An 11,188-nucleotide genomic window follows, 5' to 3' on the forward strand; every position below is an offset into this window, starting at 1 on the left:
TTAGTCGAAAGAGGCTCATGCGACGCTGAGTTGCAGCGGGGCGGAACTGGACTCCTGCCAGTGGTGCTTGCCCAGCCAGGCATCCAGCTGCGACGCGACGCCGGGGTCGAGCAAGTCGCGTTCCTCCAGCCACTTATCATCGAAGACCGTGTGCAAGTATTTTTCGCCGCCGTCGGCAATCGGCACCACCACATTGCCGCTCAGTACGCCTTTGTGAATCAGCTCCAGGGCCTTGAAAATAGCGCCACCGGTTGAGCCGCCTACCAGCAGGGCAAGGTGGCGGGCGATATAGCGGGCGGTCTCGAAGGCTTGTGAGTCGGTGACCTGCACCCCCAGGTCGATGCAGCTGTAATCAAGCACCAGCCCCACTGTGTCCCCGGCAGGCGTGCCGGTACCCGACTGATAATACGGATAGCCGGGGTGCCCGAAGACGATGGAGCCTGCGGGCTCCACCGCCACGGTCACGATGTCGGGGTTGTGCTGTTTAAGACCTCGGGCAATCCCGGTCATTGAGCCCCCGGTACCGACGCAACCGACATACGCGCCGATAACACCCTCGGCCTGAGCGATGGTTTCCCGCACAAAATCGCTGTAGCCGCCGGCGTTGGCGGCGTTGTCGGACTGGTTCATAAAGACGGCGCCCGGAATCTGCTCGGCGAGCTCGGCCGCCAGGCGCTGGCGCTCTACCACCGCGACTTCGTCTTCGCGGTAGGTCCCCGCGACAAACCGAATATCGGCGCCCAGTGCCTTCATCACCGCGATCTTGTCCTGCGCCGCGTGATGGTCGACCACGGCGATAAATTGCAGGCCGAATTCGACGGCGGCCATGGCCAGGCCGATGCCGGTATTGCCCGAAGATGATTCCACCACCACGCCGCCCGGCTTCAAGCGTCCGGACTTGAGTGCGGCGAGTACCATGTTGCGCGCCATGCGGTCTTTAATACTGCCGCCGGGGTTATTCTTTTCTATTTTTAATAACAGCCGGGCGTCAGTGCCCGGTATATAAATACCCAACATGGGCGTATTACCAATCAGTTCGGAGACTTTGGTCAGTATCATAGGAAGTACTCCCTCTAGTAGTCAGGTGAAAATGCGTAGTTACCTTGCGTGCAACAGGTCGCCACCATTCGCCGGGGCAGGGGGTGGCGATGAAACTCGTTCTCCAGCAAGTCCATTTGATAACCGGCGGTATTGGCATAGATCAATAAGTCGCCGGCTTTGGGGGAAACGCTAAAGTTGATCAGTCGTTGGGTAATGACGTCGTCGTCCAGGCAACTATGCCCGGCAATATAGGCTTGCATCGGTGTTGCTGAGGTTGGCGGCGTACTGATTAAAATCGGATCAATCAAATATTCGGATGCGAACCATGTTTCGCAGGCGCTGAAGCTGCTGCCTTCCACAAACAAGACCGTTTTGTTATCGGCCAGTTTTTTGCTGCGTGTAATGCGAAATACCGAGATTGCGGCTTGGTCCACCAGACTTCGGCCCGGCTCCAATGCCAGGGTGATGCTGTTAGCTTTCAAATACTGGGCAATGCTTTGTTGCGGCGAAAAGGCGCTTTCCAGAAATAACGTCAGCCACTCGCTTGCCGTCAAGTTGCTGCCGTAAGGGTAATAAGCGTTGGGCACTGACTGGTTGTAATAGTGACTTGGCGTGTTGTCGTTTTGTAGGAATCGATCATAGGCGTGTGGCTCGATATAGCGGATGGGTAAGCCTCCCCCAATATCTATCATGGTCGGGGTCAACCCCATCTTCCGAGCCACATCGACGAAATCGGTCACTTCACGAAACGCTTGTGCTCGAGATTCGAACCCATAGCCACCGAGGTGAAAATGGAAACCCTCAAGGTCAAAAAATGCCCGAAGTCGGGTCAGTAAATGCAAGCACGCCAACAGCTCGGCGGCGCCCATTCCGAAGCGGCTGGTCGCACAGTTTTTTGGCCTGTAACGCAATAAAACCCTGGCTTTGATGGCCGCGCTGCGACTTTCGATCAGTGTTTTCAAATGGTCGAATTCTTCCAGTGAATCCACGCAGATCAGTGCGCCGGCATGCACGAGCGCCCGATGAAAATCCTCGGTTTTGGCCGGGCCGGTGGCACACAACTGATCGGCCGGCACCCCGGCGCGCAGTGCTGCGTGCATCTCGTAAATGCTGGAAACGTCGACGCCAATACCGGACGCCTTGGCCGCGCCCAGCAAACATTGCGACTTGTTGGCTTTGGCGCCATAGAAGATCGCGTGCTGAACTTCATGCTGTTTCAGCACTGTTTGCAATGCGCAGGTGTTCAGCGCAAAGGCATGTGGCCATACAAGATTCAGGGGGGAGCCGTGTTGCGCGACGAGTTCCAGCAGTTTGTCCGGTTGGCTATGTAGCAGCTGTGCGATGCTTGCGTCCAATAATGGATTAAGCATATTCGAAAGATAAACTTCGGTCCGCGCTTCATTGACGCGCGTTGTTGCAATAGACATAACTATCCCCTGGCGCTTATAGCGTCGTCATTCATATTTCAATCACTGAAAAAGATTGATGAATGTGGTCTTGTCGCTCGTCGTTTTTTTAATGCTTATACGTTTGGCGGTGGATGCCACACGAATCCTGCAGGCGAAACTGTGGCTTTGATGGTAATAAACTGTTCACAAAAAAGTTGCATAAGAACCCCATTCCATAAGGTTTATACGGGTGTAGCGAACGGCCACTAACTGCTGGTTTTACTGCTCTAACTCACCGGCGAGCGATGGGTGAATGATGTCGCCAAGCCATACTTTGGGTGAGCGTTAAGACTTGCATGTGCCGAGGAAAAGTTTCTCTTGGCGGCGTGAACAATATTGCTACCGAGAACGATTATCAAGTAAGGTTTTCAAATATTTCAAATTAATACCGGCTCAAGGGCGTTGCGCGAACGTGTATTTGCACGCTCTTGCGGGCGTTCGTCCCTAGTTTGAAAGCGGTGTTAATTCATTGATCAATAAGGGGTTAAACGTTGATCGGCGGGGGCGGTGCCAGAGGCGCAATTTATCCGCCCTGGGGCCCCTGAAAATTTTGCAAAAAACACGACTGATGCACGCCAAGGAGAGATGCAATGAACACTGATCGTCCGAGCACGACCGCCCTGCTTCCCATCAGCTACCTTTTCGTTCCGGGGAACCGCCCGGAGCGTTTTGCCAAAGCGGTTGAGGCCGGGGCGGATGCAATCATCCTGGACCTTGAGGATGCGGTTCATCCCGAGAGCAAAGCCGCTGCCCGAGCTGCCGTATGGGCGTGGCAGGAGAGTACGCCAAGCGTTGCGAGCCAGCGGTTTATCCGGCTCAACAGTGTCGGCAGCGCGTTGTTCCGTCAGGACCTCACGTGGTTGGGCGACATGCGTTACCCCGAGCGTTGCGCCGGGGTATTTTTGCCCAAGGCCGAGGCTCCCCAGACGTTGGCGCGGGTGGTCGAGCAGTTGCTGGCGTGGCAACCCCAATTGCACATTGTCGCTATCATCGAGACGGCCAAAGGCTTGCAGCAGGTGGAGGCGATTGCCGCGATACCCGGCCTGGCGCGCCTGGCCTTCGGTTCGTTGGATTTCTCCCTGGATATCAATTGCGCCCAGGTGCCTGAGGCGTTTCTGTACGCACGCAGCCGCATCGTGCTGGCCTCTCGCACTGCGGGTTTGCCGGCGCCGATCGACGGGGTTACGCCTGCAATCAACGACCTTGCGGTGGTCGCCCACGACTCGCTCTACGCTCGTTCACTTGGGTTCGGGGCCAAGCTGTGCATCCATCCGGCGCAGCTGGCGACGGTGCAGCGCGCGTTCCTGCCCGATGCGCACCAATTGGCCTGGGCGGATCGGGTGATGAGTGCCGTGGCCGGGGGGAGCCATGCGGTGCAAGTTGACGGCGAAATGGTCGATCTGCCGCTGATCGAACAGGCGCAACGCCTGCTGGATCTGGCCCGCCGATACGCAGCGGTCGCCAAGACCGGAGCCTGCTGAACATGCTGCCGGGGCAGGGGGGGATGGGGCAGGCCTATCAGATTGCGCTGCGGCCCGTGTGCGATGTGCTGCAATCGGAACAGGTGGATCCGGCCAATGTGCAGCGGCTATGCGACTCGATTATCCGCGCAGGGCATTGGCTGGAACCGATCATCGTCGAGCGCACGCAAGGCATCGTGATGGACGGTAATCACCGCCTGAACGCGGCGTTGCAGTTGGGTCTGTGTCGGGTGCCGTGCATCCAGCTTGACTATGCGGACCCACGGGTGTGCGTACGGCACTGGCACACGGGGCACGCGTTCGAGGTTGCACGGATTTTCCACACCATCGCTCGCGGCGAGATCTTTCCGTACAAGACCACGCGGCACGTGTTTGATCCGGCGCTGCCGGTCATCGCGATACCGCTGGATCGCCTGTACGAATGATCCATGGAAAAAAATCAGGTGGGAGGGTGATACTTTTTCGCAGGTCGACTGGCATTAGGAGTGATTCCCATTTTCTCTCGTTGAAAGGATCCTCTCGTCATGCCTGTTGCCAGTCGGCCCTGCGGTGAGCGCGTGTTAACTCTCGCCATTCGAACCGCCCTGTTGAATTTCGTCATGGTCGCAGCGGGCGCCAATGCCTGGGCTGAGACACCAACGCCTGCCGCCACGGATGACAGCACGCCCAGCCTGACCCTTGACACCACCACGATTGACGGCCGCTACAACGGCCCGACGGCGCTGCCCGATGTGCTCGCCGGTGGGCAGGTGGCACGCGGCGCACGGCTCGGCATGATGGGCAACAAAGACCTGATGGACACGCCGTTCAGCGTCACCAGCTACACCGCCAAAACTCTCGCCGACCTGCAAACCGTCACCGTCGCCGATGCGCTGGAGCGCGACCCCTCGGTGCGCTCCACCGGGCAGACGGGTGGGATTGTCGATTCGTTTTTCATTCGCGGTTTTGCCATCGGCGAAGGCAACCTGGGTGAGCTGGCCTACGACGGTGTATACGGCGTGGCCCCCAACTACCGGGTCTTTACCGAGTACGCCGAGCGTGTCGAAGTGCTCAAGGGGCCGGGCGCGCTGATGTACGGCATCTCGCCCAACAGTGGTGTCGGCGGTGTCATCAACATCGTCCCCAAGCGGCCGCTGGACCAAGACCTGACCCGCTTTACCGGCAGCTACGCGTCGGACTCCCAAGCGGGCGGGCATCTGGATATCAGTCGGCGTTTTGGTGAGGAAAACCAGTTCGGCGTGCGCTTCAACGGCAGCCTGCAGGGCGGCGATACGGCCGTCAACGACCAGCATCGCGACGTGGGAATCGGCGCGATCGCCCTGGACTATCGCGGCGAGCGGCTGCGGCTGAACCTCGACTACATCAGCCAGAAAGAAAGCTTCGACGGCGCCTCGCGCCCGTTCACCATCGCACCCGGTGTTGACGTGCCATCTGCCCCGAATGGCCGCACCAGCCTGCCGCAAAAATGGGGCTGGTCGGACACCAAGGAACAGTCCGCGTTGCTCGGCGGTGAATATGACCTGAGCGACAACCTCACAGTGTTCGCGCATGCGGGGGGCGGCAAGTCGGATGTGAAGCGCATGTCCGACCAGGTGCCGCGCATCCTCAATGATGCCGGAGACACCAGCAACATCCCGGGCTATTACAAATTCAACGTCGACCGATCTACCGCCGATGTGGGCATGCGCGGGCTCTTCGCCACCGGCCCGGTGACCCATACCACCACGCTGATGGCGACCCGTTACCAGGATGAGCTGTCGCGGGGCATCAACAACGGCACGGCAATCCTCTCCAATATCTATCACCCGGTGGACACGCCCAAGCAAAGCATCAACACGCCCAAGGTGTTGCGTATCTCCGAGTCGGAGTTGTCCGGGGTGGCGCTGACCGACACCCTGGGGATGCTCGACGACCGTCTGCAACTGACCCTGGGCGTGCGCCGACAGTTTATCGAGTCACGTAACTATAATGCCGCCGGCTCCGTCAGCTCGCGCTACAGCGCCAACGCCACTACGCCGTTGCTGGGCGTGGTGGTCAAGCCGTGGGAGGACGTGTCCTTCTATTACAACTATGTAGAAGGGCTGAGCAAAGGCGATGCGGCTCCGGGCACGGCGAGCAACGCCGGGGAAACCTTTGCGCCGTATGAGTCCAAGCAGCACGAACTGGGGGTGAAGTATGAACACGGCACCTTCATGACCACGGTGGCGCTGTTTCAGATCGAAAAACCTGCCGGTGAACTGGGCGCCAATGGTGTGTATTCGGTGCAGGCCGAGCAGCGCAACCGTGGCCTGGAACTCAGTGTGTTCGGCGAAGTGGCCACCGGCACCCGCTTGATGGGGGGGGTGACCTTCCTCGATGGCGAGCTGACCAAATCTGCGACTGCCGCTAACCAGGGCAACAAGCCGGTCGGCGTGCCCGACATCCAGGCCAACCTGTGGGCGGAATACGACACCCCCTGGCTGGAAGGTTTCACCCTTACCGGTGGCGCGATCTACACCGACAGCCAATACGTCAACCAGGCCAACACCCAGCAGCTGGATGCCTGGACCCGGATTGACGCCGGTGCGCGGTACGCCACCAAGATAGAAGGGCGGCCGACGACGTTCCGCGCCACGGTACAGAACGTCTTCGACCGTGAGTACTGGTCGGGCGTCGCGTCCTATGGCGCATTTTCCCCGGGGTATCCGCGTACGTTGCAACTATCGGCTACCGTCGATTTTTGACGTGGGCAGTCCAAGCATAGGCTGGAGATGTCTAACTTGGCGTTCCCCTTATCGCGACACAGTTAGTCAAGTGATGCTACTACCTGTCCGCCTAGGGGAACAGCGATATGCCGCTCACAGGCAACGACGCCAGCAGGCGGTTGAATTGGGTACTGCGCGATCAATGAAGCGCGGGCAGTCTTTAATCAAGGTGGCCGCACTGGTCGGCAATTTTCAATTTCCGCGCTCTAATGACCCAGTGCATGGGATTAGTGAAGTCCCTGTCCTATTCCTCGCCACTACGATCGTCGAGTTTCGGATGCGCAATGAGGCGACCGTTGCCACCAAATCCGAGGTAGTGCAATGGTTGCGGGATGGGTTGGTAACCAGTGACCTGGATGACTCCATCGAGAGCCTTGCGGGCCGCGCGATAGGCAGTCTCTGTGGGCAGAAGCTCATGGTGAAGATTGAGGCCGGAAAGTACCGGCTTAGCGATTCTCAATAGCCTCGAAAGGTGGGGGCATCCTTTTCAAACCATCCAAAGCATGCCCTCAGATATGCCACCACTGTAGCAATAGTGTGGAAGTGAGTGGGCTTTCATGACCTATGAAAAGCCAGAAATGATCAGCCGAACAGCCTGTAAGAAGACGCCTAGAGACTCTCAGGGTCGCCAAAAAACATTTTGACTAGGCTCTAGGACAGTAGTTTCAGCTTGAAAAAAGCGAATTATGCCCCCATTTATGCCCCCAATTGCACAGGGTGTGCGAGCGATCGCGAATGGCGATTTCTGACATGGGTCTGGGTGGCCGTCACTGGTATTCAGTGCGCCTCCGTATACTGGATGAGCAACCCGTATCTGGCAAATCCTTGGTCGCTCGGAAGAGGATTTGGGTAATGAGTCGACATCCTTAAGTGGAGTTGTCGGGTCTGTCTCTCTGCACCTATCCTGAAATTGACCCGTGAGATGCTCGTGCTCTGCGTGATGTTGCCAGGGCTCTGGTCGTGGGTCTCGATAGCCCGGTGGACACCGAACCTCCCGCCTCAATTGGCCGCCAAGTCGGCTGACAACGAGGGCGCTCAGGTTGAGATATAGAGGGGACGCCTTACCTTCGCTATTCCTGGCCAGTTAAGCCGTTGGGCCAGGTCGCTGATCAGTCGTTAGGTAAGTGCAACTGCACTTCCATGGCGTCATGAAGGAGTCGGACGACCTCGATCACGTCGTCATTTGCCAAACGATAAAATACGACGTGGCGTGGGCTTTTGACCGTTCCATGGGGATGTCTGGCCTGCTGGCGTGAATAGGTGAGATGATAGCTGCGAAGGCCCGGTGCAAGCTCATCGCGGTCATGGCTGCCAATGCAATAAGGCGTGTCGGCAAGCGCTTGCAGCGCCGCGAGGATCAGCGCCTGGTAGCGCTGGCGTGCTTGATCGCCGAACTGCGCTTGGGAGAGCCTGAGGATGTCGACAATGTCGGCACGCGCCGCGTTGGAAATCCGATACTGCGGCATGCTCAGTGTTTCTCTCGCGCGGGGAGGGTGGCCTCCAGGCTCAAGCCCTCGAGGTAGTGCTCCAGATCTCCTTCGTTCACCTGAGTAAAGCGCCCGTGCTCAAGGTCCATGATGCCGATCGAGGTCGCCTGACGCAGGGCCTCAATTTTGGCGGTATCTTCGGCGACGCGTTGCTCCAATAGCCTTAAGCCTTCTCGCATTACTTCGCTGGCATTTTGATAACGGCCGGACTGGACCAGGTCCTGGATAACCTGTTCTTGGTGAGGGGTGAGCACAACGTTTCGCGTCGCCATCATTAGCTCCAACTCTGGGCAAACATATTGTTTCGAACGTTGGCATATTATGCCATTTTACATAAAAGCAGGGAGTTTAGGATTTGTACCTGACGAACTGTAAAGTGTGGGGTCATCCTTTGCGCCGAACAGATGGCCCGGACTGTAAGCGCACAAAGTCCAAGCAAGGCTGTCGCATGCGGGACGTCGTGGACAGCTTAATTAGTGTGGGCCTCGGGCCTTCAGTTTTGCCAAACCTTGTTTGATGTGTCCGGCGTTCTCTCCAATCGTTTGTAGCGCGCCGCGGATATTGTCGCCTGTGTCCGTCGTACCCTTGCGCTCAATCCACAACGTCAACTCCATCACCGCCGCCTCTAAGGCGAGCTGGTTTTGGTACAGACGCTCAAGGACATCAGGCAGTGAATATTCAGTGGGCATTGTTTCGACTCCAATGAAGGAGCCGAAAGCGTAGCAGCGGGGGAGGCGGATGTCCTGAGCCACCCGTGAGTTAAGTGCATGAAACGGTTTAGAGTGAGGGCCAGCATTCGCCAAAAACTGCCGTTGCGACAGGCAGCAGACGGCCAGAAGTGGCCATTCAGCTTTCACAATCCGGGCCAGTCAACTGCGCTGAATTGAAGCCTCATGCGAAGGACGACACACGCACACCGCAATGGCGCACTGGTTTCTAACCACCAAGTCTTTTCGCAGGGGCACCACGCAGCAGCTTCAAGCGTGCGCAGCGATACTGGCTTTGCTTTGGAACATGTCGGTGTCAGCCTTGAAAATCAAATCGTCGAGGCCTTCACCATCTTCCGGATACCACGCCACCCCTAGGCTAGCGCTAACCTTGATCTGGCTGTTTTCCCATGGAATGGGCAAGGCGACGGCTTCGCAGATTTCACCTGTGATGCGCTGGATATCGCTTCTGCGATGCGCGCCGTCGAGCAGCAAGATAAATTCATCACCGCCCATGCGGGCAGCTATTTCGAACTCGCAAATATTGGATTTGATCGCCGAGGCTGCGTGGATCAGCATGGCATCGCCCGCCTGGTGGCCATAACGATCATTGATCTGCTTGAAGTGGTTCAAGTCGATATAGCACAGGGCCAGATGCTCTCCACGATTCTTTGCATCGAGCAGCCTCTGACTAGCGAAGGGAATAAAACTATTGCGATTGGGTAAGCCAGTCAGGCTGTCATAGAAAGCCAGCTTGTGTACTTCCTCTTCGGCGAGTTTGCGCAACTTGATCTCGTTGCGTAGATGGCGCTGGGAATTCAACAGAACCAGAGCGAACATCAGGACAAGCACAGCGCCGATGCTGATCAGAACAATGGTCTTGCGCAGTCGCTCAACGAGTTGCGGCGGGTTGGGATCGTAAATGAAGTTTTCCAGCCCGGCGATAGTGTCGACCATACCCAGTTCGAGGAAAGTTTCAGCCATACGTTGCCAACGCCCTGGGTTCATATGACCGATCTCGATCAGGTCAGATACCACCAGCGGACGCATGGCCTGAGCTTCGAACTGCAAGTGCGCGCGACTTTTGTCCACCGAATACTGATTGAGCAGCAGGTCTATGATTTGCTCGGGGTTATCCATCGCGTAGCGCCAGCCGCGCAGGGTAGCGCGGCGGAAGGCCTCGACGCGCTGTGGATGCTCGTCAATCTCGGCCTGGCTGGTGAACAGGATGTCGCTGTAGAAGTCGATCCCGTAGGTGACGGGCGAGATGATGTTGTATTCCACGCCCCGCTGTTGCAGGTAGAAGGGCTCGTTGGTCAGGTACGAGTTGAACGCCGTCACTTTACCGCTGGCCAGATCCCCAATTTGAAAACTGCTGGGTAGCAGTTGTAGTTTTTCGAGGGGTATACCCTCGCTACGGAACATCGCCAGAAAATCGGCATCTGTCTGCGCATCCATCAGCATCAACGGCTTGCCGATCAGGTCGTGCGCAGTGCGAACACCCTGGTCTGTGCGAGCCACGAGCACGGAAGGTGAGTGCTGAAAAATCACCGCCAGCGCTACCAAGGGCTTTCCATGCAGGCGTGCGTAGAGCAATTCGCTATTAGCTTCGCCGTATTGGGCACGCCCAGAGAGCACTTCTTCGACCGGTGTGACATTGGGGCCACCTTCGTGCAAGCGCACGTCCAGTCCTTCTTCACGGTAATAGCCCTGAGCGATGGCGGCATAGTAGCCCGCGAACTGAAACTGATGCCGCCAACGTAGCTGTACATCAATAACCTGCTCAGCACTATTCTGTTTAGTGACCGGACTCGCCCACGCAGCCTGAGCCGAGAGCAACACGAAACACAGTAGTCGACGCAGCCGAACCAACAGAAGTCTCTCCGGCCGGTCGAGCGCGTTAGAACAGCAACAGCGGCTGGGCATCGTGAGAGTCCATGGATCGCGCTCGTGGTTGAGCGTGCAAGGCGTGGCGCGACATTGTGACATCACTCATACAGGGCCAGCAATCGCGCGCCACGCCGCAAGCGGCCGCTATACTCGCTTGCGGCGTGGCTGGCGTTTGCTTCCCTGGAACAGACAGCTCCCGGCCATTTCCGGACATTGGAGAAACTTAGGTGTGCGAGTATTAAGTAAGCGTCCGGAAACTCACTCTCCGGACGGTGAGTAGCAGTGGGAAGTTGCTAGCTGGCCCTGTTTTTGTTGCTGGCGCTTGCTGCACCGTATGCCTACACTCCAAAAACCTATAATACCAGTGCAGAACGGCGGACAAGCTCGTGC

Annotated in this window: 9 protein-coding genes; 3 read left to right on the top strand and 6 right to left on the bottom strand. The window is 57.6% G+C overall.

Annotation, left to right across the window (positions count from 1 at the left end):
* Window positions 1-15: 15 nt before the first annotated feature.
* Complete coding sequence (locus CXQ82_RS14200; RefSeq protein ID WP_101269986.1) at window positions 16-1,059, bottom strand: PLP-dependent cysteine synthase family protein; 1,044 nt, start codon at window positions 1,057-1,059, stop codon at window positions 16-18.
* Window positions 1,060-1,073: 14 nt separating this feature from the next.
* Window positions 1,074-2,468, bottom strand: a complete 1,395-nt coding sequence (locus tag CXQ82_RS14205; RefSeq protein ID WP_256581925.1) for a Y4yA family PLP-dependent enzyme — start codon at window positions 2,466-2,468, stop codon at window positions 1,074-1,076.
* A 611-nt stretch (window positions 2,469-3,079) separates the two neighbouring features.
* On the opposite strand from CXQ82_RS14205, the gene CXQ82_RS14210 reads away from it, so the two are divergent.
* The 3 genes from CXQ82_RS14210 to CXQ82_RS14220 all read left to right on the top strand — a co-directional run bounded on the left by CXQ82_RS14210 (window position 3,080) and on the right by CXQ82_RS14220 (window position 6,693).
* Window positions 3,080-3,970 (top strand): CoA ester lyase, encoded by an 891-nt coding sequence (locus tag CXQ82_RS14210; RefSeq protein WP_101269991.1) that lies wholly within the window; start codon window positions 3,080-3,082, stop codon window positions 3,968-3,970.
* 23 nt (window positions 3,971-3,993) lie between these two features.
* Complete coding sequence (locus CXQ82_RS14215; RefSeq protein ID WP_101273789.1) at window positions 3,994-4,395, top strand: ParB N-terminal domain-containing protein; 402 nt, start codon at window positions 3,994-3,996, stop codon at window positions 4,393-4,395.
* Between the two features lie 99 nt (window positions 4,396-4,494).
* Complete coding sequence (locus tag CXQ82_RS14220) at window positions 4,495-6,693, top strand: TonB-dependent siderophore receptor (protein WP_101269993.1); 2,199 nt, start codon at window positions 4,495-4,497, stop codon at window positions 6,691-6,693.
* A 1,130-nt stretch (window positions 6,694-7,823) separates the two neighbouring features.
* Here CXQ82_RS14220 and CXQ82_RS14230 read toward each other — a convergent pair.
* The 4 genes from CXQ82_RS14230 to CXQ82_RS14245 form a co-directional block, all read right to left on the bottom strand.
* Complete coding sequence (locus tag CXQ82_RS14230; protein ID WP_058426049.1) at window positions 7,824-8,180, bottom strand: type II toxin-antitoxin system RelE/ParE family toxin; 357 nt, start codon at window positions 8,178-8,180, stop codon at window positions 7,824-7,826.
* A 2-nt stretch (window positions 8,181-8,182) separates the two neighbouring features.
* A complete protein-coding gene (locus tag CXQ82_RS14235) occupies window positions 8,183-8,473 on the bottom strand; it encodes a type II toxin-antitoxin system ParD family antitoxin (RefSeq protein ID WP_027605753.1) in 291 nt (96 codons plus the stop codon).
* Between the two features lie 201 nt (window positions 8,474-8,674).
* A complete protein-coding gene (locus CXQ82_RS14240; protein ID WP_058426048.1) occupies window positions 8,675-8,890 on the bottom strand; it encodes a hypothetical protein in 216 nt (71 codons plus the stop codon).
* Between the two features lie 288 nt (window positions 8,891-9,178).
* A complete protein-coding gene (locus CXQ82_RS14245; RefSeq protein ID WP_223271420.1) occupies window positions 9,179-10,834 on the bottom strand; it encodes a GGDEF domain-containing protein in 1,656 nt (551 codons plus the stop codon).
* Between the last annotated feature and the right edge of the window lie 354 nt (window positions 10,835-11,188).

The sequence above is a fragment of the Pseudomonas sp. S09G 359 genome, from assembly GCF_002843605.1.
Taxonomy (GTDB): domain Bacteria; phylum Pseudomonadota; class Gammaproteobacteria; order Pseudomonadales; family Pseudomonadaceae; genus Aquipseudomonas.